The 25,744-nt window shown below is 47.4% G+C and carries 28 protein-coding genes and 1 pseudogene; 26 read left to right on the forward strand and 3 right to left on the reverse strand.

Going from position 1 to position 25,744, the window contains the following annotated elements; all coding sequences use genetic code 11:
* The first annotated feature begins 104 nt into the window (after positions 1–104).
* From HFE64_03895 to HFE64_03940, 10 genes and pseudogenes are all read left to right on the forward strand, one after another.
* The gene (locus HFE64_03895) at positions 105–332 is read left to right on the forward strand and encodes a DUF1016 domain-containing protein (protein MCI8632611.1); all 228 of its coding nucleotides are present in this window, start codon (positions 105–107) and stop codon (positions 330–332) included.
* A 172-nt stretch (positions 333–504) separates the two neighbouring features.
* A complete protein-coding gene (locus HFE64_03900; protein MCI8632612.1) occupies positions 505–714 on the forward strand; it encodes a hypothetical protein in 210 nt (69 codons plus the stop codon).
* A 15-nt stretch (positions 715–729) separates the two neighbouring features.
* Positions 730–1,347 carry an HD domain-containing protein gene (locus HFE64_03905; GenBank protein MCI8632613.1) on the forward strand — a complete coding sequence of 206 codons (618 nt, stop codon included), beginning with the start codon at positions 730–732 and terminating at the stop codon, positions 1,345–1,347.
* 46 nt (positions 1,348–1,393) lie between these two features.
* Positions 1,394–2,941 carry a DUF1538 domain-containing protein gene (locus HFE64_03910; GenBank protein MCI8632614.1) on the forward strand — a complete coding sequence of 516 codons (1,548 nt, stop codon included), beginning with the start codon at positions 1,394–1,396 and terminating at the stop codon, positions 2,939–2,941.
* Positions 2,925–3,632 carry a transposase gene (locus HFE64_03915; protein MCI8632615.1) on the forward strand — a complete coding sequence of 236 codons (708 nt, stop codon included), beginning with the start codon at positions 2,925–2,927 and terminating at the stop codon, positions 3,630–3,632. The genes HFE64_03910 and HFE64_03915 overlap by 17 nt, the downstream gene beginning before the upstream one ends.
* Positions 3,633–3,638: 6 nt before the next feature.
* A complete protein-coding gene (tsaA, locus tag HFE64_03920; GenBank protein MCI8632616.1) occupies positions 3,639–4,319 on the forward strand; it encodes a tRNA (N6-threonylcarbamoyladenosine(37)-N6)-methyltransferase TrmO in 681 nt (226 codons plus the stop codon).
* Positions 4,320–4,340: 21 nt separating this feature from the next.
* Positions 4,341–5,486, forward strand: a complete 1,146-nt coding sequence (gene rlmD / locus HFE64_03925; GenBank protein MCI8632617.1) for a 23S rRNA (uracil(1939)-C(5))-methyltransferase RlmD — start codon at positions 4,341–4,343, stop codon at positions 5,484–5,486.
* 41 nt (positions 5,487–5,527) lie between these two features.
* Positions 5,528–6,091 carry a hypothetical protein gene (locus tag HFE64_03930; protein ID MCI8632618.1) on the forward strand — a complete coding sequence of 188 codons (564 nt, stop codon included), beginning with the start codon at positions 5,528–5,530 and terminating at the stop codon, positions 6,089–6,091.
* A 2-nt stretch (positions 6,092–6,093) separates the two neighbouring features.
* Positions 6,094–6,249: pseudogene (locus HFE64_03935) on the forward strand (cell filamentation protein Fic).
* Between the two features lie 175 nt (positions 6,250–6,424).
* Positions 6,425–7,330, forward strand: a complete 906-nt coding sequence (locus HFE64_03940; GenBank protein MCI8632619.1) for a helix-turn-helix domain-containing protein — start codon at positions 6,425–6,427, stop codon at positions 7,328–7,330.
* 87 nt (positions 7,331–7,417) lie between these two features.
* Here HFE64_03940 and HFE64_03945 read toward each other — a convergent pair whose 3' ends face one another.
* Positions 7,418–8,038 carry a flavodoxin gene (locus tag HFE64_03945; protein ID MCI8632620.1) on the reverse strand — a complete coding sequence of 207 codons (621 nt, stop codon included), beginning with the start codon at positions 8,036–8,038 and terminating at the stop codon, positions 7,418–7,420.
* A 25-nt stretch (positions 8,039–8,063) separates the two neighbouring features.
* Positions 8,064–8,540, reverse strand: coding sequence for a flavodoxin (locus HFE64_03950; protein ID MCI8632621.1), 477 nt, complete (start codon positions 8,538–8,540; stop codon positions 8,064–8,066).
* A gap of 143 nt (positions 8,541–8,683) precedes the next feature.
* Here HFE64_03950 and HFE64_03955 point away from each other — a divergent pair, with 143 nt between their 5' ends.
* The 15 genes from HFE64_03955 (at position 8,684) to cobA (ending at position 23,413) form a co-directional block, all read left to right on the forward strand.
* The gene (locus HFE64_03955; GenBank protein MCI8632622.1) at positions 8,684–9,313 is read left to right on the forward strand and encodes an alpha/beta hydrolase; all 630 of its coding nucleotides are present in this window, start codon (positions 8,684–8,686) and stop codon (positions 9,311–9,313) included.
* 79 nt (positions 9,314–9,392) lie between these two features.
* A complete protein-coding gene (locus HFE64_03960) occupies positions 9,393–10,334 on the forward strand; it encodes a YafY family transcriptional regulator (protein ID MCI8632623.1) in 942 nt (313 codons plus the stop codon).
* Positions 10,315–10,959: a hypothetical protein gene (locus tag HFE64_03965; GenBank protein MCI8632624.1), complete on the forward strand. Its 645-nt coding sequence runs from the start codon at positions 10,315–10,317 to the stop codon at positions 10,957–10,959. Before HFE64_03960 ends, HFE64_03965 begins: the two co-directional genes overlap by 20 nt.
* Positions 10,949–11,581, forward strand: coding sequence for a transcriptional regulator (locus tag HFE64_03970; GenBank protein MCI8632625.1), 633 nt, complete (start codon positions 10,949–10,951; stop codon positions 11,579–11,581). The genes HFE64_03965 and HFE64_03970 overlap by 11 nt, the downstream gene beginning before the upstream one ends.
* A gap of 69 nt (positions 11,582–11,650) precedes the next feature.
* Entirely contained in the window at positions 11,651–12,640 is a 990-nt protein-coding gene (locus HFE64_03975) for a choloylglycine hydrolase family protein (GenBank protein MCI8632626.1), read from the forward strand.
* 67 nt (positions 12,641–12,707) lie between these two features.
* Complete coding sequence (locus tag HFE64_03980; GenBank protein ID MCI8632627.1) at positions 12,708–13,820, forward strand: glycosyl transferase; 1,113 nt, start codon at positions 12,708–12,710, stop codon at positions 13,818–13,820.
* A 15-nt stretch (positions 13,821–13,835) separates the two neighbouring features.
* Positions 13,836–14,441: a glycerol-3-phosphate acyltransferase gene (locus tag HFE64_03985; protein ID MCI8632628.1), complete on the forward strand. Its 606-nt coding sequence runs from the start codon at positions 13,836–13,838 to the stop codon at positions 14,439–14,441.
* Positions 14,442–14,611: 170 nt separating this feature from the next.
* Positions 14,612–16,876, forward strand: a complete 2,265-nt coding sequence (pflB, locus tag HFE64_03990) for a formate C-acetyltransferase (protein MCI8632629.1) — start codon at positions 14,612–14,614, stop codon at positions 16,874–16,876.
* Positions 16,863–17,579, forward strand: a complete 717-nt coding sequence (gene pflA / locus HFE64_03995; GenBank protein ID MCI8632630.1) for a pyruvate formate lyase-activating protein — start codon at positions 16,863–16,865, stop codon at positions 17,577–17,579. The genes pflB and pflA overlap by 14 nt, the downstream gene beginning before the upstream one ends.
* 19 nt (positions 17,580–17,598) lie before the next feature.
* A complete protein-coding gene (locus tag HFE64_04000) occupies positions 17,599–18,372 on the forward strand; it encodes a threonine/serine exporter family protein (protein ID MCI8632631.1) in 774 nt (257 codons plus the stop codon).
* A 12-nt stretch (positions 18,373–18,384) separates the two neighbouring features.
* A complete protein-coding gene (locus HFE64_04005) occupies positions 18,385–18,837 on the forward strand; it encodes a threonine/serine exporter (GenBank protein ID MCI8632632.1) in 453 nt (150 codons plus the stop codon).
* Positions 18,834–20,528, forward strand: a complete 1,695-nt coding sequence (locus tag HFE64_04010) for a hypothetical protein (GenBank protein ID MCI8632633.1) — start codon at positions 18,834–18,836, stop codon at positions 20,526–20,528. The genes HFE64_04005 and HFE64_04010 overlap by 4 nt, the downstream gene beginning before the upstream one ends.
* An 11-nt stretch (positions 20,529–20,539) precedes the next feature.
* Positions 20,540–21,013, forward strand: a complete 474-nt coding sequence (locus HFE64_04015; GenBank protein ID MCI8632634.1) for a bifunctional precorrin-2 dehydrogenase/sirohydrochlorin ferrochelatase — start codon at positions 20,540–20,542, stop codon at positions 21,011–21,013.
* Positions 21,003–21,887 (forward strand): hydroxymethylbilane synthase, encoded by an 885-nt coding sequence (gene hemC / locus HFE64_04020; protein MCI8632635.1) that lies wholly within the window; start codon positions 21,003–21,005, stop codon positions 21,885–21,887. Before HFE64_04015 ends, hemC begins: the two co-directional genes overlap by 11 nt.
* A 2-nt stretch (positions 21,888–21,889) precedes the next feature.
* Positions 21,890–23,413, forward strand: coding sequence for a uroporphyrinogen-III C-methyltransferase (gene cobA / locus HFE64_04025; GenBank protein ID MCI8632636.1), 1,524 nt, complete (start codon positions 21,890–21,892; stop codon positions 23,411–23,413).
* Between the two features lies 1 nt (position 23,414).
* Here cobA and HFE64_04030 read toward each other — a convergent pair whose 3' ends face one another.
* Positions 23,415–24,311 (reverse strand): LysR family transcriptional regulator, encoded by an 897-nt coding sequence (locus HFE64_04030; GenBank protein ID MCI8632637.1) that lies wholly within the window; start codon positions 24,309–24,311, stop codon positions 23,415–23,417.
* Between the two features lie 144 nt (positions 24,312–24,455).
* Here HFE64_04030 and HFE64_04035 point away from each other — a divergent pair, with 144 nt between their 5' ends.
* Complete coding sequence (locus tag HFE64_04035) at positions 24,456–25,709, forward strand: cation:proton antiporter (protein MCI8632638.1); 1,254 nt, start codon at positions 24,456–24,458, stop codon at positions 25,707–25,709.
* Positions 25,710–25,744 lie beyond the last annotated feature (35 nt).

Consider the following 25,744-nt stretch of genomic DNA (forward strand, 5'->3'; position numbering starts at 1 on the left):
ATTTTTATTTGGATCTTTTGTTCTATCACTTGAAATTGCGTTGTTATGTTGTGGTAGAATTGAAAGCCTGTGATTTTGAACCAGGATTTATCAGCCAATAAAATATGTATCAGAATATAGTAAATGATATTTTGCGCCATCCTGATGTTAAACCAACAATTGGACTTTTATTGGTTAAGGGTAAGAATAAAACTGTAGTAGAATACTCTTTGTCTGGTTATCAGAACCCGATTGGCGTAGCAGAGTGGCAAAATCAGCTTACGCAATCTTTGCCAAAGGAGCTGCAGAGTAGTTTGCCTTCTATTGAGGAAATAGAAAGAGAATTGGAATAACGGCAAAATTGATAGAAAAAGTGCAACGGCCGTTGCACAAATGGGATAATAGCTGTGATTAATGGCCAGTGGATTAAATCAATTCGGTTTAAGCTACCGATTATTGAAAATGATTTAAGTATAGGTTTGGACAACGGTGAACATGTTGAGACGGCTGCCTTAATCGTAAAAAATGAGTAAATACGAGCCTTTGTGGAAGTGGATAAAAGAAAACGGCACAGCCAGTCTGCAGCTGACTTATGCCGAAATCGAAAACATTGCAGGGATACCGATAGATCATTCCTTTCTTTCCTATAAAAAGGAACTGGCTGCATATGGGTATCAGGTCGGGAAGATTTCTATGAAGAAGCAGACGGTGACTTTTAAGAAAATAGTAGAATAGAAGCGGGAGGAGAGAATGAATCAGGAGCTTATTCAGTATATAGAAAGCGAGATTTTTCCATTATATCAGCGCAATGAAGAGGGACATGGCATTTCGCATATTAAAACGGTTATCAAGCGGAGTCTGGAGCTGGCGCAGGAGTATGAGGTAGATCTCAATATGGTCTACACGGTTGCTGCCTATCATGACCTAGGGCATTATATTGATAGAAGTACGCATGAGCTGATTTCAGCGGATATGATGATTAAGGATGAAAACCTGACGCGTTGGTTTACGCAGGAGCAAAGAAAGCGGATGAAGGAGGCCATAGAGGATCATCGGGCTTCCAGCAAGCATGAGCCCAGATCGATTTATGGAAGAATTGTCAGCACAGCTGACCGTACCATTATCAATATAGACCATACGATTAAAAGGACCTACTCGTATGGAAAGAGCCATTATCCGGATTTGCCGCAGGAAGAGCAGCTGGAACGGATTTATCAGCACCTGAGCCAGAAATATGGGGAAGGCGGATATGCCAAGGTATACCTCAAGGATCAGGAATATGAAGACGCGCTGCAGGAGCTGAGAAAAGCGTTAGCAAATCATGAGGAGTTTATAGAAAGAGTCAAAAAAGTTATTCAAGAGGACTGATACACCGCCTCTGAGGGGCGAAAGGAAAAGGAGGCGATGTAATCCTATGAATCCAAAGCTGAAAGAAAAGATATTGGAATCGCTTTCGGCTGTGCTGCCGATTACGGGCATTGTGTTGCTGCTGAGCATTTTGTTGGTGCCCATAGAGCTGGGCGAGATGGTCATGTTTCTTACCGGCGCCGTGATGCTGGTGGTAGGCATGGGCTTTTTTCAGCTCGGAGCGGAAATGTCTATGACGCCGCTTGGCGAGGGAATTGGCGTTCAGATATCCAAAACAAGGCGTATTGTACTGATTTTACTGATTGGGTTTTCTATGGGCGTGATTATCACGATCTCGGAGCCTGATTTGCAGGTGCTTGCAGAGCAGGTGCCTTCTATTCCTAATCAGGTTCTCATCTGGACGGTGGCAGTGGGAGTTGGATTCTTTCTGGCGCTTGCTATCTTTAGAATTCTGTTTCAGATCCGCCTATCAACGATCTTGATTATTCTGTACGCTGTTTTAATCGTTATTTCCTATTTTATTCCGGCTGATTTTCTGGCCGTTGCCTTTGATTCCGGCGGCGTGACCACGGGCCCGATGACGGTACCGTTTATCATGGCGATGGGCGTGGGTCTGGCGTCCGTGCGCGGTGATAAAAATGCGTCCAGCGATAGCTTTGGCTTAGTTGCGCTCTCCAGTATTGGTCCCATTTTAGCCGTGCTGATTTTAGGCTGCTTTTATCATCCGCAGGAGACGGCATACAGTGCTTCAGCTGTAGCGGCTGTGCATACAACGCGGGATGTGGTAAAAGAGTTTTTGTTCAGCATGCCCGCTTATATCAAAGAGGTTTTGATATCGGTGCTGCCGATTGTAGCGGTTTTTCTGGTCTTTCAGCTGCTTACGCACAGGTATCAGCGGCGTCAGGCCAAACGAGTGGTGATTGGATTTATCTATACCTATATCGGACTAGTGCTTTTTCTGTGCGGCGTGAATGTGGGCTTTGCCTCTGTAGGGTCATTTCTTGGGTATGCGATTGCTTCAGCAAGCTGGAAATGGCTGCTGATTCCGATCGGTATGCTGATCGGATATTATATTGTCAAGGCAGAGCCGGCCATACAGGTGCTGAACCATCAGGTAGAGGATGTAACCAACAGCGCCGTATCGGCTAAAGCGATGAACCGCTGTCTGTCCATCGGTGTGGCTGTGAGCGTAGGGCTTGCGATGCTGCGGGTGCTGGCCGGAATTCCGATTGAGTGGATCATTATACCGGGATATGGTATCGCGTTGGTGCTTTCCAAGATCGTACAGCCCATGTTTGTCGGTATTGCCTTTGACTCCGGCGGAGTGGCCAGCGGACCGATGACAACGACTTTCTTGCTGCCTCTTAGTTTGGGAGCCTGTGAGGCAGTGGGAGGCAATGTGATGACAGATGCTTTTGGCGTAGTAGCGCTGGTAGCGCTTACGCCTCTGATCGCAGTTCAGATTATGGGACTGTGGTATCAGTATAAGCTAAGTAAACTAGACCAGGCTGCGCTGCAGAAGGCGATCTCTTTGAATGCGCAGGATGAAATATATGATTTTGAGGAGGATAATGAAGATGGCGGAGCCATGTAAAAGAGCGGCGTATCGCATTTTATTTTTAGTTGCGACTCCTAAGCTGATCCATAAAGCAACAGAGCTATGGAAGGAGGAGAAGGTGCCGGTACAGTATCTTTTTCATGCACAGGGCACGGCTTCCAGCGAAATCATGGATTTGCTGGGGCTGGGCGGGATTGAAAAGAATATTCTGCAGGCTGTTATGCCGAAATCCTTCGCAGATAGAATGCTGAAAAAGCTGAAAAATCAGCTATATTTGGGAATGCCTAATACAGGGATTGCCTTTACTATGCGCATATCCGGCTGCAGCGGCCGCCTGATTCAGCTCATGGAGGAGACAATGCCGGTGGAGGCGGAGAATGGACAGTCAGAACTTAGAAGGGATGAAGAGGAAATGATGGACAATGCATATAATATGGTGGTGACAATTGTAGATCAGGGCTACAGCGAGCAGGTGATGGATGCGGCGAGAGCAGCCGGAGCAGCCGGCGGCACAGTGTTTCACAGCCGGCGGATCGGTAGCGGAGAGGCTATGAAGTTTTGGGGCATCCATGTGCAGCAGGAGCGCGAGACGGTGCTCATTTTGGTGCGCAAGGAGGATAAGAGAACCATCATGAAGGCAATCGGCGAGAAATGCGGTATGAATAGTGAAGCGCATGGGATCGTGCTTTCCATGCCGGTGGATGAAATTGTGGGACTCGGTGAATAAAAACGGATGTCCATGAAAATCATTGCACGGGTAAAAAGCGAATTTCCGGCTAAATTTGGAATCCCCAGGCAAAGCGGTCTGGTAAACGGACTGGAGTCTCAGATTATATTTGAACCGGCATACCGCAATCCGGATGCGCTCCGAGGCCTAGAGGCCTATTCCCATATCTGGCTTTTGTGGGAGTTTTCGGAGGCAATCCGAGAGGAATGGTCACCAACGGTGAGACCGCCCAGATTGGGAGGCAATCAAAGGGTAGGCGTATTTGCCACAAGGTCACCGTTTCGGCCGAATCCGATCGGCCTTTCCTGCGTGCAGCTGCAGAAAATTGAATGGCAGACGCCAAAGGGGCCGGTTCTATGGATTGCAGGGGGCGATTTGATGGACGGGACGCCGATTTATGACATCAAGCCCTATTTACCCTTCACCGATAGTAGGCCGCAAGCTTCTTCCGGCTTTGCCGGTACGGTTTTGGATCGGCAGCTGCGAGTGGAATGTCCGCAGGAGGTGTATCAGAAGATACCGGCGGCTAAGCGAGAGGCTGTTTTTGAGATTTTGGCGCAGGATCCGAGGCCTTCTTATCAAAAGGATCCGCAGCGGGTATATGGCTTTATTTATGCGAATATGGAGATTCGGTTTCAGGTGGATCATGAGGTGCTGACGATTCAGTCGGTTGAGCCTATGTCTTAAAGGAGGAAGCAGGGAGCGGATATGGGAGAGAAAGCATGTGCGCTGGCTTCGCGCTGCGGCGGCTGTCAGTATATGGGGATGCCGTATGAGAGGCAGCTGGTGCTGAAGGAGGAGAAGGTACGCGGCCTGTTTCCGAAATACAAAGAGCGGATTGAGCCGATTATCGGGATGGAGGATCCGTATCATTATCGCTGTAAGGTGCAGGCGACATTTGGGCTTCAAAAGGGGCGGGTTGTATCCGGCACCTATGAGCCGGCTTCGCACCGGCTGGTGGCGGTGGAGGACTGCCTGATTGAGGATGAGCAGGCTGACCGGATTTTGGCGACGATTCGCGCGCTCATGATCTCGTTTAAGCTAATGCCCTATGATGAAGATCATAGAAGGGGCGTGCTGCGCCATGTCCTCATTCGTAAGGGCTACGTGAGCGGAGAGATTCTGGTGGTGCTTGTAACGGGGTCCTATGAATTTCCCGGCAAAAATCATTTCGTGAAGGCGCTGTGCCATGCGCATCCTGAGATCCGTACGGTGATTCATAATGTGAATGGCAGGAAAACGAGCATGATTTTAGGGCCGCAGCAAAAGACAATCATGGGTCCCGGTTATATCACGGATCGATTGATGGGGCACACGTTTCGCATTTCGGCAGCGTCGTTTTACCAGGTGAATCCGCCGCAGACGGAGCGGCTTTATGCAGCGGCGCTGCAGATGCTGCAGCTGAGCGGCCGGGAGAGCGTGCTGGATGCTTATTGCGGCACGGGCACCATCGGCATTTTGGCTGCGCAAAAAGCGGGGTCCGTGATCGGAGTGGAGCTCAATCGGCAGGCTGTGCAGGATGCGATAGTCAATGCTAAGCTCAACCAGGTGCGCAATATTCGCTTTGTTTGCGAGGATGCCGGCCGTTTCCTGCAGAGAGCGGCGGCGCAGCAGGCGGTGCCGCAGGTTGTGATCATGGATCCGCCACGGGGCGGAAGTGATGAAGCCTTTCTCTCGGCGCTGGCGGCCGCAAGCTCGGAGAAGATCGTCTATATTTCGTGCAATCCGGAGACGCAGACGCGGGATACGGCATATTTGGTAAAGCGTGGGTATGAGATTAAACGCATTCAGCCGGTGGATTTGTTTCCGATGACGGAGCATGTGGAGACTATTGTGTTGCTTTCCCATAACTAATATAGTCACTATGATATAAACAGATAAGGAGGTATGCTGTCTTGCATTTTTATCATGGAAGTCCCATTGGTGGACTTAATGAACTAAAACCGTTTTTATCTGAGCACGGTAAACAATATATTTACTTCTCGACAAACCCTGTAGTTGCGCTTTTATATGCAGTGAAGCCTGTGCCAAAGCCGTTTAGCTTTTACCCCTATGGTTTTGAAAAAGACGGTACTGTGGTTTATTCGGAATATTTTGAAAATGCTTTTTATCATTTATATAATGGAAAAGTCGGTTATTTATATGAATGTATGAATTTGAAGAATATGGACAATCCCACTAATATTAATTGTGCTTATACTTGCAGTGAACCAATAAAAGTCAATACGGTAACAGAGATTTCTAATCTGTATACTTACTTTAAAGAGCAGGAATCAAAAGGATTGTTTTGGATAAAACAGCGAGAGAAAATTTCTGAACAAGAAATGCAATTTGTCTTTGATGAATTGCAAAAGGATATGAAGCGACATAATTTGCATAAATTTCCGCAACACCCAATGAGTGTTTTTATACAAGAGCATTTCCCAAATGTTTGGGACACAAGATGGATTACCGAGTGATTGAGGATGAGAATATATGGCTGACACAGAAGATGATGACTACATTGTATGATGTGGATGTTCGTACAATCAATGAGCATATTAAAAAGATATATTCGGATTCTGAACTTGAGGAAGATGCAACTATCCGGAAATTCCGGATAGTTCAAACCAAAGGCTACCATATATGCTGGAATTAGAGGAAAACGCTAAAAAATAGTGCTCTCACTCAAGATTAAGATAATAACGTCAAAGCGGAAACAATTCCATGATGAGAACCTTTACTTTTCCGCAAAGAAACCTTTACTTTTTGGGTTTCTAGGGTATAATAAGTAAAGAAAGAAGGTGAACCTCATGATTTCCTATTCCAATCTGCTGCAAAAACTGGATGAAAAAGGTCTGACGAAAACGGCATTGGCTAAGGAGCTTGGCATTTCTTCGCGCACAATGGCCAAAATCGGACGGAGAGAAAAAATCGCGGATCATGTTCTTAAGAAAATGGCTGTTTTTTTCGATTGTTCTGCAGATGAACTATATCAAATTATTTCAGATAACCGTTTGCTTCAAACACTTAGAGATGAAAAAAGCATCCGCATGCCAGGAGGCCTGTATCATGAACTTCAAGTACGGATGACCTATAATTCCAATCACATAGAAGGCAGTAAGATCAGTGAAGACCAAACTAGACTGATTTTTGAAACCAATACAATCGCTATCAAAGAAGGTATCCCTGTTGATGACATTATCGAAACCGTCAATCATTTCCGGGCTATTGACTTTTGTATTGATATGGCGGAGGAGCCGCTTACCGAGGATATCATCAAAGAACTTCACCGCATCTTAAAGCAAAGCACAAAGGATTCCTCGCTTGCATGGTTTGCCGTTGGAGATTACAAGAAAAGAGCTAATGTAGTCGGCGGCCATGAAACTGCAAGGCCAGAAGAGGTTGCTCCGCGCATGAAAGCTCTGCTTTCTGCATATGAAGCCAAAACGGATGTCACGATTCATGATATCATTCATTTCCATTATGCATTTGAACGCATTCATCCTTTTCAGGATGGTAATGGCAGAGTTGGCAGGTTGATTGCATTCAAAGAGTGCTTGCGTTTCGGGCTTATTCCGTTTATCATTGAAGATAATAAAAAAATGTATTATTACCGGGGGCTCTCCGAATGGGAACGGGAGAAGGGCTACCTGATAGATACTTGTCTGGATGGACAAGATACCTTCAGAAAACTAATGTCCCTGTTTGATAATTAAAATATAAAGAAAAGAACAAGATACTAATTTCCAAAAATATCCCCTCTTGATTTGAACGATAATCAAGAGGGAATATTTTAATGTTTTCTACTTTAATTCTTCGATCCATTCCAAAAGCTCTTCTTCAGAAACACTGCTGCTAAAACGCTTGCCGGCCAGCCAGTTACCGCTTCCAGCCTGCTCAGCCAGATGGCGGCTGCTTTCGCCAATATCACTTCCGCCGGAAGTGCAGAAGGGAATCACCGTAATACCTTCAAAATTATGGCTCTCAACAAACGTACTCATGATGCGGGGCGCATCGCCCCACCAGATCGGATAGCCAAGATATATCGTAGTATATCCGTCAAAGGAGATTGGCTCGCCGCTTATTTCAGGCCGGGCAGATGCATCGTTCATCTCAATGGAAGTACGGCACTGATCATCATGATAGTTAAGATCCGCATCAGAATAGGGGTCTGCCGGGATGATTTCCTGCAGCTCTGCATGAGTGAGAGCCGCTATTTTTTCCGCCACCTCTTTGGTTGTTCCCGTCGCGGAAAAGTATATAACGAGCGCATCATGATCAGCAGAACTTTCTTCCTTTGCCGTAGCAGACAGCGGCTCAGAGGAAGCGCTGCTTTCTTTAGCTGCATTTGGCGTACAGGCCATCAGGCACATAGCCATGCATAGCAGCATCAGTGCTGCAAGCATATGCCGGCTCTTTTTCATTAGCATTTTCATAAGAGGCGGCACCCTATAGCCATTTGGCGGCCCAGGCAGAAAGCTCCTCTTCCGATGCAGACGAAGAGAAGAGCTGCCCATCCTTAATATGAGCATGTGGTGCAAGGGCAGCAAGATTCTGCGCAGAGTCGCCAAGGCCGCTCCCGCCGGATGTAGCGAAAGGAATCACCGTTTTACCGCTAAAATCATAGGCCTCCATAAACGTATCGATGATGGAAGGCTCACGATACCACCAAATCGGAAAGCCAACAAATACCACCTCATACTGTCCCATATGGTCGGCTCTGGTATGAATCTCAGGACGGGAGCTCCGATCCCTCATTTCAACAGAGCTTCTGCTATCCTTGTCCCGCCAGTTTAGATCCGCATTGGTGTAGGGAACCACTGGTTCAATGGCAAACAGGTCTGCATGGATGGCCCTAGCCAGCCGGTCTGCCAGCCCTTTTGTCACGCCGCTTGCGCTAAAATAGGTCACTAATGTCTTTTTCATATGATCCTCCGTTTCTCTGAGCCAAATTGACTTTCATAGCTCAGGTGATTTATAATTATGATAGCTTTACTTTACACCTTGAAGTTAACTCCAAGTCAAGAGGAATTATAAATAAATTGAAGATTTATTCGGAAAGGGAATCAATGAAAAACATTCTTATACATGGCTTAGGGCAGAACCATCACAGCTGGGACAGTATCAATCAATGTCTAAAGGCTAATCAGATGGATACCGTATGCCCTGACTTATTTGATATTACAAAAAATGCCGCCAAAGCATACCCCGTGATGTATGCCGCTTTCTCAGCGTTTTGCCAGCAGCAAAAAGATAAGCTCAATCTATGCGGACTCTCGCTGGGCGGCATATTGGCGCTGGACTATATAAAGGAGCATCCGGAAAAGGTAAATTCGCTCATTCTCATCGGCACGCCCTATACCATCCCTAAAGTCGCTTTCAAGCTGCAGAATTTAGTGTTTCACATGATGCCCTCGTCAGTATTTGAAAAAATGGGCTGCCCGAAAAAAGACTTGATGGCATTAGTGAACTCGATGGCAAAGCTGGATATTGCCAAGGGGCTAGAGGCGCTGCGCTGTAAAAGCCTGATCATATGCGGCGAAAAAGACAAGGCAAATAGAAAGAGCGCTCAATTGCTGCAGCAGCATATTCAACAAAGCGAACTGAAGATCATCCGAAGCTGTTCTCATGAGGTGAATAGAGAGCAGCCGAAAGAACTGGCCCATGTCATCTATACGTTTTGGCAGGATAAACAGTAAAACTTTTTTACGCACGATTTGCAACAGGACAGACAGATGGCATGTTTAATTTGCTATCCTGTATAAGAAAGGAGGTCCTATGAAACTAGAACGGTTAATTGGCATTCTATCAGTGCTTATGCAGAAAAAGACAGTAACGGCTCCCTATCTGGCACAGAAGTTTGAGGTTTCGCGCAGAACCATCAGCCGTGATATCGAGGCGCTTTGTGCAGCAGGGATCCCGATCCTGACCAGGCAGGGGACAAACGGCGGCATTTCGATCATGGAAGATTATACAATAGACCGGACACTTCTGACCAGCAAAGAGCTGCAGGACATTCTGGCAGGGCTTCGCAGCCTTGACAGCGTAAACGGAACCAATCGTTACGGGCAGCTGATGGAAAAGCTTTCGCAGGGCTCATCTGATTTCATGACAGGCGATCAATTCGTCTTGATTGATTTATCCTCATGGTACAAAGAATCACTGGCACCCAAAATTGAATTGCTGCGCAGAGCGATCGAAGAGAGGCGCGAGGTTACGTTTCTTTATTTTTCGCCCAAAGGCGAAAGCCAGAGAAGGATAGAGCCTTACTATCTAATCTTTCGTTGGTCCAGCTGGTACGTGTGGGGCTGGTGCAGCCAGAGGCAGGATTTTCGCCTGTTTAAGTTAAACCGCATAGAAGAGCTGGCGCTCTCTGAGAGTCATTTTATCAAACGTCCAGCTTCATTGCCCGATTTGAGGGATGAACGTATCTTTCCGGGAGGCATCCAGGTAAAAGCACTCTTTGATGAAAGCTGTAAGTGGCGTCTGGTAGAGGAGTTTGGCAGGGGCTGCTTTACGTATCAGGAGGACGGACGGCTTTTATTTGAAACGGATTATACGGATAAAGAAAATTTGCTGACATGGCTGCTCAGCTTTAGAGACAAGGCAGAGCTGCTCGAGCCGCAGGAGCTAAGAGACGAGATGCAGCAGATGAGTCAAAGGCTGCAGGCGCTATATGAAAAGAAGGAGGAAAAAACAAATGAAATATCCATGGATTGACGAGTATTTATTGAATAAGCGAGGGGTAACAAAGGATTTGCAGGCAGACTGGAACTGGGTGAGATACAAGATCGGTGATAAAATGTTTGCCGCAATCTGTCTGGATGCAGAAAACAGGCCTTATTACATAACCATAAAACTAAAGCCGGAGACGGGAGATTTTCTCCGGCAGCAATATGAAGACATCATTCCCGGATTTTATATGAATAAGCAGCACTGGAACTCCGTTAAGCCTGACGGTGCGGTGCCTGAGGATTTGATGAAGGAAATGCTGGATCAGGCGTATCATGTGGTGTTAGGATCATTTAGCGGCAAGAAGCAGCGGGAGCTGACGGGGCTGACCGTTTGCGGGACGGAGTGCCGGATCTGTGCTGCTTATGGGAATCTGTGTCAGGGCTGCAATGAAACGCGCGGCAAGGTTTTCCATGCACAGGGAGGAAAGGCCTGCGGCATTTACCATTGCAGCGTGAATCAAAAGAGGCTTCCTAGCTGCGCCGCTTGTGATCAGCTGCCCTGTGAAATCTGGAAGCTGACGAGGGATCCGTCTATGACGGAAGAAGAATTTGAAAGCAGCATAGCAGAGCGGGTAAAAAATTTGACAGAGGTGAAAGAAAGTGGCATTTGATTATAAGAAAGAGTATAAAGAATTTTATCTGCCGCCTAAAAAGCCGATGATCCTTACAGTGCCAAGGATCCAGTATATTGCTGTAGATGGCAAGGGAGACCCGAATGATCCGGAAGGAGCATACAAAAAAGCAATCAGTCAGCTGTATGTCATTGCTTTCACGATCAAAATGAGCTATAGGGGGCAGCATCAGATAGAAGGCTACTTTCCTTATGTTGTCCCCCCGCTGGAGGGGCTATGGCGGCAAAATGGAAATGACCGCATCGATTATACGAAAAAGGAAGCATTTGAGTGGACCTCTATGATCCGGCTGCCGGAATTTGTCACCAAAGCCGAATTGGAGTGGGCGATTCAGGAGGCAACAGAGAAAAAGCAGCAGGATTTTTCAGGTGTACGCTATTTTGCTTATGAAGAAGGCGTATGCGTGCAGTGTATGCATATCGGAAGCTATGACAGCGAGATGGGAACGCTTCAAAGAATGCATGATTTTATAGAGGAGCAGGGATATATCGAGGATTTTTCACAGGGGCGCCGGCATCATGAGATTTACCTGAGCGATCCTAGGCGGACCGCAGCAGACAGACTGCGCACGGTGATTCGCCAGCCGATTATAGCTAAATGAGATGAGTATGATGGCGGCCGATGAGGCATACTAATTGGATAAAGCACTAATGATTAAGGAGGAAAAAATATGTGCACAGCCATTACCTATCGGACGCAGGATTTTTATTTCGGACGGACGCTTGACTATGAGGTTTCCTATGGAGAGCAGATATGTATTACGCCTCGTCATTTTGTGTTTCCTTTTCGGAATGGAACCATTGTGAACGAGCCGTATGCAATGATTGGCATGGCTCATATCGAGGACGGATGTCCGCTGTATTATGATGCAGTTAATGAGAAGGGACTCGCCATGGCAGGGCTTAATTTTGTGGGCAATGCCGTTTATCAGGAAAAGCAGGCAGAAAAAAAGAACGTGGCAACCTTTGAGCTGATCCCATGGATTCTCATGCACTGTGCTTCTGTAAAAGAGGCGCGTAAAAGGCTGAATGAATTAAACCTGACAGGCCAGCCATTTAATGATAGACTTCCAGCAGCGCAGCTGCACTGGATTCTTGCTGATCAGGAGGAATGCATTACGCTGGAATCAGTTAAGGAGGGGCTGAAGATTTATGATAACCCGGCAGGTGTGCTGACCAATAATCCGCCCTTTAAGGAGCAGCTGTTTCAGCTAAACCAGTATATGGCCCTTTCTTCTAAGGAGCCGGAAAATCAGTTTTCCAAGCAGCTGCCGCTGCAGACCTACAGCCGGGGGATGGGCGCTCTGGGGCTTCCGGGTGACTTATCCTCAATGTCTCGCTTTGCCCGGGCTGCTTTTACCAAGCTCAACGCTGTCTCCGGTGAATCCGAGCTGGAAAGCGTAAATCAGTTCTTTCATATTTTAGGCAGTGTGGAGCAGCCAAGAGGATGCTGTGAGGTAAGAGACGGCGAGTATGAGATTACCCTTTATACCTCCTGCTGCAATGCACAGCAGGGGCGGTACTATTATACAACGTATGATAATCATCAGATCACAGCAGTGGACATGCACCAGGAGGATTTGGAGGGCAAACAGCTTATCACCTATCCGCTGGTGCAGGGCGAGCAGATTCGGTGGCAAAACAAAGCAGCAAATCATTGATTTTATTGGCTAAGTGATGTATGATATAGGAATTCAGTTCAGAAAAGAACCAAAGGAGAAGAAAACCGTGAAAATTCTGATTTTATCCTGCAATACGGGGGAAGGGCATAATTCTGCGGCCAAAGCAATTGCAGAGCATGCAGCGCTTGCAGGGCATGAGGTGCAGCTGCAGGACATGATGGCGCTGGCCAGCGATAAAGTGTCTAAGCGTGTCGGTGGCACCTATGTCGGGATTGTCAAATATTGTCCGCGTCTGTTTCAGGCTCTGTACCAGCTTGCCAGTAAAATCAGCTCTCATCGCCATAAATCACCGGTTTATTATGCTAATACTCTTATGGCTAAAAAGCTGCAGGCCTATCTGGAGGAGCATTCCTATGATGTGATCATCACGACGCATCTCTTTCCGGCAGAAACGTTGACGTATCTAAAAAGAAAAGGAAGGCTCCGTCAGCGCGTGATAGCCGTATCTACAGACTATACCTGCATCCCTTTTTGGGAAGAGACCGAATGCGATCTTTACACGGTAGCACATGAGCAGCAGCTAGGCGAATATATGATGCGCGGGATTCCGGCTGAACGATTGAAGCCGCTGGGGATCCCGGTCGGCTGCTGCTTTGAACGACAAGGAGAGAGGGAGGCAGCGCGTCTTCTTCTCGGCCTGCCGAGAAAAGTTCCTGTATATCTGGTTATGGGCGGCAGCATGGGATTTGGAAAAATGCACATCTTTGCGCAAAAGCTTGCAAGAGGATGCGTGAATGGGGAACAGATTGTAATCATCTGCGGCAATAATAAGGGTCTCTATAGGAGATTGCAGTATCAGTTTAAGACGAACCATGCTGTGCATGTGATTGGCTATACGAGCCAGATTGCAGAGTATATGGATGCCTGTGATGTGGTGTTTACCAAGCCGGGCGGACTGAGCAGTACGGAAGCGGCGGTAAAAGGGATTCCGATTGTGCATACCGCGCCGATCCCGGGCTGTGAGACGAAGAATGTGGCGTTTTTTACGAAAAATGGAATGTCGGTCGGCACGAAACGGGTGAGCGAGCAGCTATATTATGGGCATAGGCTAATCTATGATGGGCAGTACCGGCAATTTATGCAGGAGGCGCAGCAAAGAGGGCTGCATCATGATGCGGCCGTGCGGATTTTGGAGATGGCACAGGAGATTGCGCATTAGAAGAGGGAGAGTTAAGTGAAAACGGCGATATGTATTTTGATCGGATATTTGTCCGGCAGCGTTTTGAATGCCTATATTTTGCCGAAATGTCTTTGTAGAATTGATGTGACGGAAAAGAGCGAGGATGGGAATCCGGGAGCAGCCAATGCTTTTTTGCAGGCGGGAATTCCGGTAGGCATCTTGGTGATTATTTTGGAGATTATGAAGGGCTATTGGCCGCTGAGGCTGGGAGTGCGCTGGATTGGGTTTGAAAATATGTGGTTTGTTTTACTGATGGCGGCACCGGTGCTGGGGCATGCCTATCCGTTTTGGAGAAGATGGAAGGGCGGCAAGGCGATTGCTGTCTCTTTTGGGGTGCTGCTGGGGATCTGGCCGCATTATCAGCCGTTACTGCTTTTAGCAAGCTTTTATCTGATTTTTTCTCTGATTCTGCGCATTCCATCGCATGCCTATCGCTCGATTGCTACATACGCCTGTTTTTTACTGAGCTGTCTGGGAATGGTCAAGGAGCCTGTTATCTGCGGCGGTTGTATTTTGATTGCGGCCATCGTCATGGAGCGTCATATTAAGAGTCTGCAGGCGCTTAAATATGTCGAAAAAGAAGAGCAGCGGAATTTATAAGGTTTTGATTGACAGATGGAAGATCCAATGGTATCATAGGAGCATAGCAGCTGTTACTGACGGATTCAGGTGGAACAACCACCGGGGAGCAGCTTGCGTAGGATTTTTGCCGACCGTCTGGGCAGCACCGAAAAACGATGCTGCCCTATTTTTATGTCGGAATCAAGGGCATGCAAAAGAACATGGAGGATAAAATGGAGCAGTTTAATGGATGGAAGGGCTTCCAAAGCGGAGCATGGCAGGAAAACATTGATGTGCGTGATTTTATTCAGAAGAATTATACGCCTTATGAGGGAGACGAGGCTTTCTTACAGGGGCCGACGGAGCGGACAACCAAGCTGAGAGAAAAGTTTGATGCGCTTTTAATGGAAGAACATAAAAATAATGGCGTCTTGAAAATTGACACGGAAACCGTCATTACTTCAACGGCATTTGGGCCGGGATACTTAGATCAGGAAAATGAAATTATCGTTGGCCTGCAGACGGACGAGCCGCTTAAACGGGCCTGCAATCCCTTTGGCGGAATGCGCATGGTCAGAGAAGCCTGCAAGGCATACGGCTATGAGGTGTCCCCGAAGATCGAAGAGGCGTTTCATTATCATAAAACACATAACGACGGCGTTTTCAGCGCCTATACCAAAGAGATCCGCGAGGCGCGCCACTGCGGCCTGATTACCGGCCTGCCGGATGCTTACGGACGTGGACGGATCATTGGCGATTACCGGAGAGTAGCCCTTTACGGTGTAGATCGGCTGATTGAGGAGAAGCAAAAGGATCAGGCTCAGATCGGAGAGGATCGGGCGATGATCATGGATACGATTCGCCTTCTTGAGGAGATTTCTGAGCAGATCTCAGCGCTGAAGGATCTGAAAAAAATGGCAGCTTCTTATGGCTTTGATATCGCAAAGCCGGCAACGAATGCAAGAGAAGCGGTTCAGTGGCTGTATTTTGGCTATTTAGCAGCGATTAAGGAACAAAACGGAGCGGCGATGAGCCTTGGCAGGACCTCTACGTTTTTGGATATCTATTTTGAAAGAGACCTGCAGGCAGGTGTTTTGACGGAAACACAGGCGCAGGAAATCATGGATGATTTTGTGCTGAAGCTGCGGATGGCACGGCATTTAAGAACACCTGACTATAACGAGCTGTTCGGCGGCGATCCAATGTGGATCACGGAATCGATCGGCGGTATTGGCGAAGACGGGCGCTCTATGGTGACTAAAAACAGCTATCGCGTGCTGCAGACATTATATAATTTGAATCCATCAGCGGAGCCTAATCTGACAGTATTATGGTCCAATCAGCTGCCGGCTGCCTGGAAACGGTTTGTGGCTAAAGTGTCCTGTGATACAGATGCCGTGCAATATGAAAATGATGATGTGATGCGGCCAGTTTATGGGGATGATTATGCAATCGCCTGCTGCGTATCCGCTATGAAGGTTGGCAAGCAGATGCAGTTTTTTGGTGCGCGCACCAATATGGCTAAATTTTTGCTTCTGAGCTTAAACGGCGGCAAGGACGAGCTGAAAAATGAGCAGGTAGGACCGGTGCATGAGCCCTATCAAGGGGAATATCTGGAATATCATAAGGTACTGGAGCTGCTGGACTTTTACCGCCCATGGCTGGCCAGAACCTATGTCAGTGCGATGAATATTATTCATTATATGCATGATAAATATGCTTATGAGAAAACGCAGATGGCGCTGCATGATACGGATGTTCACCGGTTTATGGCCTTTGGTATTGCCGGGATGAGCTGTATGGCTGATTCTCTGTCTGCGATCAAGCATGCGAAGGTTAGATGTATTCGTGATGAGCAGACAGGCCTGATTGTAGATTATGAAATAGAAGGGCAGTATCCGGCCTTTGGCAATGATGATGACCGCGTAGACAAGATTGCCTGCGAGCAGGTGAAGAAATTCAGTGATGAGCTAAAGCATATTCCGCTCTATCGCTATGCAGAGCATACGCTTTCGATTTTGACGATTACCTCTAATGTGATGTACGGGAAGAAAACAGGCAATACGCCCGATGGCAGAAAGACGGGTGTACCGCTCGCGCCGGGAGCCAATCCCATGGCCGGCCGAGATCAGTCTGGTGCGCTGGCTTCTTTAAACTCAGTGGCTAAGCTTCAGTATGAGTGGTGCCGCGATGGCATTTCCAATACATTTTCAATTATTCCGGAGGCACTGGGAAAGACAGAGGAGGAGCGGTATCAGAATCTGGTCAATATCATGACAGGGTATTTCGGTCAGATGGCGCATCATCTAAATGTCAATGTGCTGAACAGGGAAACACTGATGGCGGCCTATGAGCATCCGGAGCGCTATCCTAATCTAACCATCCGGGTATCAGGCTATGCTGTAAACTTCTATAAGCTGAGCCGTGAACAGCAGCGCGAGGTGATTGCGCGTACCTTCCATGAAAGCATCTGAATACGGCAGGATTCATTCGGTTCAGTCGCTGGGGGCCGTAGACGGGCCAGGACTTCGGTATGTGACATTTATGCAGGGCTGCCCGCTGCGGTGTATGTACTGTCATAATCCGGATACCTGGGAGGCAGAGAGCCCATCCTGCATCCGGCTTACGCCGGAAGAGCTGGCGGAGAAAGCGCTGCGCTGCAAGCCTTATTATGAAAATGGCGGCGGCATTACGGTATCGGGCGGGGAACCGCTGATGCAGGCGGATTTTGTCGCACAGTATTTTAAAAAGATGCAGGAAGCCGGCGTGCATACGGCGCTGGACACTTCCGGAAGTGCTAGTCTGGAGGCTGCGGAAAAGGTACTGCGCCATACGGATCTGGTGCTGGCTGACCTTAAGTTTCTTTCTCAGGAAGAGTATGAGCAGTACTGCGGCGGCGATTATCAGACGGTCAGGCAGTTTTTGCAGTTAACGCAGCAGATGAAGGTGCCGCTTTGGATTCGGCATGTGGTTGTACCGGGATATACGGATACGAAGGAATATATACGAAGGCTGGGTCAGGAAGCCCATCAATATGCTAATCTGCAGAAAATTGAGCTGCTTCCGTTTCGAAATCTCTGTCTTGAAAAGTATGAAGCACTGGGGATTCCATTTCGGTTAAAGGGAGTACCGCAGATGGATAAAAGCCGCTGTGAAGCATTGAGGAAGGAACTCTGAAAACAGAGCGTAGAGGAATATGGAGAAAAGTCAGAAGATCTTGCATTTATCTGTGCTGGCAGGGGTAACCTTATTAAAAAGCGGCGCCGAAATCTTCCGCGTGCAGGAGACAATGGAGCGGATTTTGGAGGCGTATGAGATCCATGACTATAATGTATATGTGATCTCAAACGGGATCTTTGCGACGATCAACGAGAAACAGCCGGATCATTACAGCGTGGTCCGGCATGTGCCGCTTGGCAGTGTCAATCTGCAGAAAATTGATGAAATCAATCAGCTGTCCAGAGAAATCTGTGAACAAGGATATCCGCTGGAGGAGGCCTATTCCAAACTGGAGGCTGCTGGTACTATGCAGGAGCCAAAGGCGGCGGCAATGGTACTGGCTTCAGGCCTGGGCGCTGCGGGGTTTTGCTATTTGTTTGGCGGAAGCCTTTATGACAGTCTGATTGCGCTGGTGATGGGGCTGGTACTGCAGATCTTTTTAGATCAGGCGGGACGCAGAAGGCTATCCAAATTTTTATCATATATTATCGGCAGCATGATTGTTACGCTGGGAGCAGGACTGGTTGTGTCGAGCGGAGCTTCGGTTGTATTTAACCATATTGTGATCGGGTCGATTATTCCGCTGGTTCCCGGTGTATCACTGACTACTTCGATTCGTGAATTTTTTAATGGGGATTATATTTCAGGCAGCATTCATTTGATTGATGCATTACTGACCGCTATTTGTATTGCGCTGGGAGTAGGGGCCGCGATCTTTATTTTCACTTCACTGGGAGGGAGCCTGCTATAAATGGAAACGATAATGGATATGCTGTTTCAGGTACTGGCGGCTGCTATTGGGGTGATGGCTTTTGCCGTATTATTTCGCGCTCCGCGCAAATATTATATAGATTGCGGTGTTACTGGCGGTATTGGCTGGTTGATTTATCTGCTGGTCATGCAGCAGGGATTTTCCAATGTGATCGCATCACTCATTGCGACGCTGGCGCTTACAATCATCTCAAGGGCGCTGTCTGTGATCAGGCAGGCGCCGGTGACTATTTTTTTAGTCACCAGTATTTTTACCTTAGTTCCAGGTGCGGGGATCTATTATACAGCCTATTATATGATCATGAACGATGCGGCAGCCGTGGCGAAAGGGCTGGAAACCTTTAAAATTGCCGGTGCCATTGTATTAGGGATTTTGTTTGGAATGGGTCTTCCGCAAAGTCTGTTTCAAAAATTAAAAAGGATAAGAAGGAGATCGGTTTCATGAAAAAAATTCTTCCTGATTTTAAAGGCAAGCAGCATATCAAAGCATTTTTGCTGACACTTATCATTTTTGCAGTGGCAGATTATTTTCTGCTGCTGCCTTATCATATTATGGCGCCGGAGACCTGGATGATGACGGCGGCGTTTTTGGCGGTTTTTGCTTTTTGGGATTTAGTATTTGGCGCTCGATTAAAGGATATTTCTCTGGCAGAAGGCAACATCCTCGGCAATATCCGGCATTTTGCGAAGAAAAGGCTAAGCATACCGGGAGTATGCCTGCTTATGGCGGCCGCTTTGATGGTTATTATGGTGCTGCTGCAGTTTTTTTCATCTCCCATTTTTAACGCAAAGCGCTATGCCAATATTGCAGGACAAAAAATTGAAGAACGTGATTTCATAGAGGATACGCCGGTCAGTGAGTCCATTGATAATATTGCACTGATGGACACGAATACGGCTAAGATTATTGGGTCCAGAGCGCTTGGATCTTTGAGCAGTCTGGTGAGTCAGTTTGAAATTAATCCGATGTATACGCAGATCAATCTGCAGGGCAGCCCTATGAAGGTAACGCCTTTGGAATATGCAGATTTCTTTAAGTATATGGCCAATCACAAGGAGGGCATTCCGGGATATATCAAGGTGGATCCTGTTAAAAACACCAGTGAATATGTGGCGCTGGAGCAGCCCATGGTCTATGCGGAATCGGCCTATTTTGGGAAATATCTGAAAAGACATCTGCGGTTTCAGTACAGGACGGCTATTTTTGGCGATATCTATTTTGAAATCGGAGAGGATGGACAGCCCTATTATGTTGCACCGGTGCTGACCAATCGGATTCTGCTCTTTGGCGGGCGTGACGTAAAGGGTGTAGTTACCTGCAATGCCAGTACGGGTGAAACGCAGTATTATGACATCTCCGAGGTGCCAAGCTGGGTAGACATTGTTTATAGCGGAGCCATGCTGACAGAGCGGTATGACTGGTATGGCTTATATAATGGCGGGTATTTTAACAGTTTGTTTGCGAATAAGGACTGTAAACAGGTTACCAATGACTTCGGGTATAAAATGTTTGACGATGACGTATGGGTGTTTACCGGTGTAACATCGGTTGTCAGTGATGAGTCTAACATTGGTTTTGTTTTGATGAATTCCCGCACGGCAGAGATTCGCTATTATCCGATTCCGGGAGCAGAGGAGTATTCCGTTATGCGTTCAGCAGAGGGCGAGGTGCAGAATTTGGGATATTCCGCATCATTTCCGTCCGTGATTAATATTGACGGGGAGCCCACCTATATCATGGTGCTTAAAGATAAGGGAAGCTTGGTAAAGCAGTATGCGCTGATTCATGTAGAACGGTACAATATTGTGGCGACGGGTACAACGCAGGAGGAGACGATTGCCAAGTATAGAGCTAAGCTTGCGGAGAATGGCGTACAGAATGAGAGCCAGAAGCCGGAGAATGAACCGGAAATCGTGAAAAAAACAATTGAGGTTGAACAGATTCAGTATGTAGTGCAAAATGGAAATTCGTATGCCTATATCGTCAGTGGTGAGGTCATTTACCGCATGCCAGTCAGTCAGGATGAAACGATTATTTTAGTATCCGCCGGCGACCGGATGCAGATAGAGGCATATCAGGAGGAAAGCGGTGTGTATGCGCTGCTTTCTGCCAAACGACTCTCGGCAGCCAGATAGGAGAAAAACGCATGCAGGCATTTTTCCCGCTTTTTATGGATTTGAGCCAGATAAAAGTTGTGGTGATTGGCGGAGGTAAAATCGCGCAGCGGCGGATCGAAGCTTTGCAGCAGTTTGAGGCGCAGGTACGGGTGATTGCGCCTCAAATTACGGATTCGCTGCAGAAGCTTATTGAAGCAGGGCGCATGGAATGGCTTGCCCGCAGTTATCAGCCAGGAGATTTGGCAGATCCACAGATTGGGATCGCCATTGTAGCGACCGATCAACGCTCTGTGAATCAAAGAGCTGGGGAAGAAGCGAAAAGTAGGGGAATACCGGTATCCGTTGCCGATTGTAAAGAAGAATCCACCTTTTATTTTCCTGGCATTGCCAAAAAGGGCGGGTTGGTGATCGGTGTGACAGCCAGTGGACAGGATCATAAAAGAGCGGCTGTGGTGACGAGAAAGCTGCGAAGCTTTTTGGAGGAGCTAAAGGATGAAGAATAGAAGGCTGCGCATTGGCAGCAGGGATAGCCAGCTAGCCATTCAGCAGGCTGAAATTATCATGGGCCAGTTAAGACAGATGGATCCATCGCTTACCATAGAACTTGTGACGATGAAAACCACCGGGGACCGAATGCTAACGCAGAGGCTTGACCGGATTGGCGGTAAAGGGTTATTTGTAAAAGAGCTGGATGAAGCGCTGCGGCAGGGGCAGATAGATCTGGCTGTACATAGCCTTAAGGATATGCCGATGGAGATCCCTGAGGATCTGCCGCTTGCTGCCTTCTCTAAACGGGAAGATCCAAGGGATGTTATGATCTACCGGTCCGGCATCACAGAGCAGATGCTGAGGCAGGGCGGCGTGATTGGGTCTGCAAGTCCGCGGCGGATCATACAGCTGCGGCAGCTATATCCCCATTGTGAGTTTCGTACCATTCGCGGAAATGTACAGACGCGCTTAAACAAGCTGCAACAAGAGGACTATCAGGCAACGGTGCTGGCAGCGGCCGGCGTGCACAGGCTGCGGCTGCATGCTGTCATCGGCCGTTATTTGGAGGTGCATCAAATGATTCCGGCTGCCGGCCAGGGAATTCTGGCAGTACAATGCAGAAAAGGGAACGATGAAGCACTTTTAAGCAGGCTGAGCGACAGTGCGTCGCAGGCAGCGGCCATCGCAGAGCGAAGCTTTGTCAGGGAGCTTGGCGGCAGCTGCGCCTCTCCCATTGCGGCTTACGCCGAAAAAAGAGGGGAAAAGCTCATCCTGACAGGATTATACGCAGAGTCACAGGAAGAGAGCTTTATCACGGGAGCGTTAGAAGGAAGGACGACAGAAGCCGAACAAATCGGAATCCGCTTGGCAAGGCTTCTAAAGGGATGAAAATGAATAAACAGCAGGGAAAGGTTTGGCTAGTCGGTGCAGGCCCCGGAGATGCAGGACTTTTAACAAGAAAAGGATATGAGATCCTGCAGCAGGCTGAGGTAGTTGTATATGACGCACTGGTTAGCCTAGAAATCCTATCGGAAATACCGCGTACTGCCCGAAAAATTTATGTTGGAAAACGAGCGGGGCGCCATGCACTGGCACAGGAAGAAATCAGCCGCTTATTAGTAGAGCTGGCAAAGGAAGGCAATCTTGTTGTACGGCTAAAGGGAGGCGATCCCTTTGTATTTGGAAGAGGCGGCGAGGAAGCCGCAGTGCTGGCAGCAGAAGGCGTTCCCTATGAAGTGGTGCCGGGGATTAGCTCTGCGATTGCAGCTCCTGCATATGCAGGCATTCCCATTACACATCGGGATGTTGCTTCTTCGTTTCATGTGATTACGGGGCAGACGCGTAAAGGAGGAGAGGAACGAATCGATTATAAAATATTGGCGCATTTAGAGGGAACGCTGGTATTTTTAATGGGAGTTCAGCAGCTTTCTTATATTTGTCAGCGCTTACAGGAGGAAGGGATGGATCCGGATACACCGGCGGCTATCATTGAAAATGGCACGATCTATCAGCAGCGGCAGCTCTTAGCTACGCTGGCATCTCTGCCTGAAAAGGCGCAGGAAGAGCATTTTAAAGCCCCTTCTGTTATTTTAATCGGAAAAACGGCTGCCTTTATGGAGCAGTTAGCATGGCAGGGTGCGCTGGCCCTGCGCGGTAAGCAGTGCATCGTGACGCGGCCTAAGGGGCAGGCGGAAAGATTAAGCAAAAGACTGCGGGCAGAAGGGGCTCATGTGATCTCTTTACCTTCCATTGATCTTCATCCTATAGAAAAAAAGCAGGAGGAATTTAACCTGCTTTTAGAAGAGATGGGGCATAATTTTTTTGCAGAAAATTGGATTGTTTTGTCAAGTCCCAGCGATGTCGAGATTTTTTTTCAAATGCTAGCTAAAAGTGAACAAGACGTTCGATCAATCGGAAGCCGTGTGCGCTGGGCTGTCATTGGCAGCCGCACGGAGGAGACGCTGAGACTGCGAGGAATTCGGGCCGATTTGGTGCCGGAGCAGTATGAGGCAGAAGCGCTGGCGAGTGAGTTAAGAAAAAAAATGAATGCTTCCAGCAAGGTATATGTATTCAAAAGTGAACGGGGATCCTGTGCCGTATATGAGGAGATGACTGCCTGCGGGATTCCTTGCGAGCAGCTTGCGATCTATCAAACGATTTTCGAAGAGGGAGCAGGATTTGCGGATGAGCTGTGGGAGGCGGCCTGCGCCCCGGAGAGCTATGTGATGTTTACGAGTGCTTCCTGCGTAGACGGATTCTGTCAGACCTTGGGAGAGACAAGAGATTTTTCTGCCGTGCAGGCGGTTTGCATTGGCGAAAAGACTGCGGCAAGCGCGAAAAAAAGGAATATGCAGGTACATGTAGCAGAAAGGGCTACGCTGGAGGCGATGATAGAGCTGCTGAAAACGCTTTGATTTATTCCATGTTGGCGGTTTGATGGTATAATTTGGTTAGATCATCTAAGAGGTCAAGATGGGCAAAATCCTTATGATAAATAATGTTAACCTCGCGCGTCATGCTGAGATTTTCAATGGGTAAGACTTGGAGCTTACCCTTTTTTAATTCATCCAGGCAGGCGCTGCGTGCGAGAATGGATACACCGAAGTTGTGGCGTATAAGGTCTTTGATGATTTCGATATTATCCACTTCCATGATGACGTTAAAATCTTCAATAGAGTAATTGTTGCTTTCCAGATGCGAGATAAAAAGGCCTCGCGTAGCTGAATTGGGGAGGCGCAGGATCATCTTTTCCTTTTGCAATTCGCGCAGCGTGACCATGCTTTTGCGCGAAAGAGGATTATCATTGGAGACGGCTAAAACGAGATAGTCGGTATCGAGTAGCAGCGAATTGAAATTGGGATCAGAGAATTTTCCCTCAATGATAGCAATATCAATTTCATAGGTTTTTAACTTGTTATAAAGATTTGTTATGGTATCAGAAACAATCGTTAATAAAATACCGCCGTGCTGATTGCCGTATTGGGCAAGGGCCTCTAAGACTAGATTGCTTTCGGCAGTGTGCGTAACGCCGACGGCCAGACGGGTAAAATGACGCTTAGAGTCTATGAGGCTTTGACGCATATTCTGATACAGAACCTGGATTCGCTTCGCGTATTTATGGACAATTTCTCCTTCTTCTGTCAGACGGAGCTCACCGCTGCCTCTGACAAAAATTTTGACGCCGAGCTCGCGTTCAAGCTGGCGGATATGCTGGCTGACGGCTGGCTGCGTCAGGGAAAGCTGAGCGGCGGCCTTAGTGAAACTCTTGGTTTCGGTAACGACGAGCAGTGTTTCTAATTTTGAATCAATCATGATATCCTCGCTATAATGATTATTTATGTTATTAAAATAGATTATAATTTGACTTTATTTTGTGAATGCATACAATATATCATAAATTGTCTGAGGGAGCAATCCCTATTTAGAAGTTTCAGGACGGAAGCGAGGATGTATGCTATGTATCAATTTTATGCCCATTGCAATGAGGCGACAATTGTGCTGATTGCATTAGCAATTATTTTATTTTCTGGTTTTTTGGTTACTCGTTTGACAAAGCTTTTGCATCTGCCCAATGTGACAGGATATATTATTGCCGGTATTTTGATTGGGCCAAGCGTAGGCAATTTGGTTCCGCAGGATATGATTCAAAATATGGGGTTTGTGAGTGACATCGCGTTAGCCTTTATTGCTTTTGGTGTAGGAAAGTTTTTCAAAAAAGAGATCCTTGTTAAAACGGGAGGCTCCATATTTGTGATTACCATATTGGAATCGCTGCTTGCCGGTATTTTAGTTGCCGTGGGAATGAAATTTATTTTTAAGCTGGACTGGAATTTTGCGCTGGCGCTGGGGGCGATTGCCACCGCAACGGCGCCGGCCAGTACGATGATGACGATCCATCAATATAAGGCTAAGGGAGATTTTGTGAATACACTTTTACAGGTAGTGGCCTATGATGATGTTGTCTGTCTTCTTTGCTTTAGCGTTGTGGCTGCGATCATCAACGTAAGCGCGGGAGGAGAAGACGGCTTTCAGATGATGGAAATTATTAAGCCGATTGGTTTTACACTAATGACCATTGTTCTTGGATTTATCTGCGGTCTTTTACTGGGGAAGCTGCTGTCAAGACCGGGGCGCAGTAAGGATAACCGGCTTATTTTATGCGTTGCCATGCTCCTTGGCCTTTCCGGACTTTGTGCCGCCATTGATATTTCTCCTCTTTTAGCCTGCATGGTATTTGGCACTACGTATATCAATTTTACGCGGGATAAAAAATTGTATCGGCAGATGAATAATTTTACGCCGCCGATTATGTCTATTTTCTTCATCATATCGGGAATGAATTTGGATCTTTCGGCCTTAAAAACGGTGGGCGTAATTGGCATCAGCTATTTTTTGATTCGAATTATTGGAAAATATGCGGGAGCCTTTTTGGGATGTCAGATTTGTAAAACGGAGAAAAATATTCGTAATTATCTGGGGCTGGCTTTGATTCCTCAGGCCGGCGTCGCCATCGGGCTGGCATTTAATGCACAGCGTATCTTGCCGGCGCAGATCGGCAATATGATTCTGACGATCATTTTGTTTTCCTCTGTGTGCTATGAACTCATTGGGCCAGCAAGTGCCAAGGCAGCTTTGTTTCTTTCCGGCGCCATTAAAACAGAGAAAAAGGAAAAAAAGCATGAGGAGAGCGCATCAAAGGAAGAATCCTAGATTGCAATTTAATGCTGAAAAGAGTATAATGACGA

Source organism: Lachnospiraceae bacterium (assembly GCA_022794035.1).
In the GTDB taxonomy this organism is placed as follows: Bacteria; Bacillota; Clostridia; order Lachnospirales; family Bianqueaceae; genus CALWPV01.

What these genes read in the sequence shown, in the direction of transcription:
- HFE64_03955 (MCI8632622.1), top strand. Translation starts at nt 8,684, where the DNA reads ATGAAAAACATTCTTATACATGGCTTAGGGCAGAACCATCACAGCTGG.
- HFE64_03950 (MCI8632621.1), bottom strand. Translation starts at nt 8,540, where the DNA reads ATGAAAAAGACATTAGTGACCTATTTTAGCGCAAGCGGCGTGACAAAA.
- HFE64_03900 (MCI8632612.1), top strand. Translation starts at nt 505, where the DNA reads ATGAGTAAATACGAGCCTTTGTGGAAGTGGATAAAAGAAAACGGCACA.
- HFE64_03910 (MCI8632614.1), top strand. Translation starts at nt 1,394, where the DNA reads ATGAATCCAAAGCTGAAAGAAAAGATATTGGAATCGCTTTCGGCTGTG.
- tsaA (MCI8632616.1), top strand. Translation starts at nt 3,639, where the DNA reads ATGTCCATGAAAATCATTGCACGGGTAAAAAGCGAATTTCCGGCTAAA.
- hemC (MCI8632635.1), top strand. Translation starts at nt 21,003, where the DNA reads ATGAAGAATAGAAGGCTGCGCATTGGCAGCAGGGATAGCCAGCTAGCC.
- HFE64_03905 (MCI8632613.1), top strand. Translation starts at nt 730, where the DNA reads ATGAATCAGGAGCTTATTCAGTATATAGAAAGCGAGATTTTTCCATTA.
- pflA (MCI8632630.1), top strand. Translation starts at nt 16,863, where the DNA reads ATGAAAGCATCTGAATACGGCAGGATTCATTCGGTTCAGTCGCTGGGG.
- HFE64_04000 (MCI8632631.1), top strand. Translation starts at nt 17,599, where the DNA reads ATGGAGAAAAGTCAGAAGATCTTGCATTTATCTGTGCTGGCAGGGGTA.
- rlmD (MCI8632617.1), top strand. Translation starts at nt 4,341, where the DNA reads ATGGGAGAGAAAGCATGTGCGCTGGCTTCGCGCTGCGGCGGCTGTCAG.
- HFE64_03915 (MCI8632615.1), top strand. Translation starts at nt 2,925, where the DNA reads ATGGCGGAGCCATGTAAAAGAGCGGCGTATCGCATTTTATTTTTAGTT.
- cobA (MCI8632636.1), top strand. Translation starts at nt 21,890, where the DNA reads ATGAATAAACAGCAGGGAAAGGTTTGGCTAGTCGGTGCAGGCCCCGGA.
- HFE64_03960 (MCI8632623.1), top strand. Translation starts at nt 9,393, where the DNA reads ATGAAACTAGAACGGTTAATTGGCATTCTATCAGTGCTTATGCAGAAA.
- HFE64_03895 (MCI8632611.1), top strand. Translation starts at nt 105, where the DNA reads ATGTATCAGAATATAGTAAATGATATTTTGCGCCATCCTGATGTTAAA.
- pflB (MCI8632629.1), top strand. Translation starts at nt 14,612, where the DNA reads ATGCAAAAGAACATGGAGGATAAAATGGAGCAGTTTAATGGATGGAAG.
- HFE64_04030 (MCI8632637.1), bottom strand. Translation starts at nt 24,311, where the DNA reads ATGATTGATTCAAAATTAGAAACACTGCTCGTCGTTACCGAAACCAAG.
- HFE64_04015 (MCI8632634.1), top strand. Translation starts at nt 20,540, where the DNA reads ATGCAGGCATTTTTCCCGCTTTTTATGGATTTGAGCCAGATAAAAGTT.
- HFE64_03965 (MCI8632624.1), top strand. Translation starts at nt 10,315, where the DNA reads ATGAAATATCCATGGATTGACGAGTATTTATTGAATAAGCGAGGGGTA.
- HFE64_04035 (MCI8632638.1), top strand. Translation starts at nt 24,456, where the DNA reads ATGTATCAATTTTATGCCCATTGCAATGAGGCGACAATTGTGCTGATT.
- HFE64_03940 (MCI8632619.1), top strand. Translation starts at nt 6,425, where the DNA reads ATGATTTCCTATTCCAATCTGCTGCAAAAACTGGATGAAAAAGGTCTG.
- HFE64_04005 (MCI8632632.1), top strand. Translation starts at nt 18,385, where the DNA reads ATGGATATGCTGTTTCAGGTACTGGCGGCTGCTATTGGGGTGATGGCT.
- HFE64_04010 (MCI8632633.1), top strand. Translation starts at nt 18,834, where the DNA reads ATGAAAAAAATTCTTCCTGATTTTAAAGGCAAGCAGCATATCAAAGCA.
- HFE64_03945 (MCI8632620.1), bottom strand. Translation starts at nt 8,038, where the DNA reads ATGAAAAAGAGCCGGCATATGCTTGCAGCACTGATGCTGCTATGCATG.
- HFE64_03975 (MCI8632626.1), top strand. Translation starts at nt 11,651, where the DNA reads ATGTGCACAGCCATTACCTATCGGACGCAGGATTTTTATTTCGGACGG.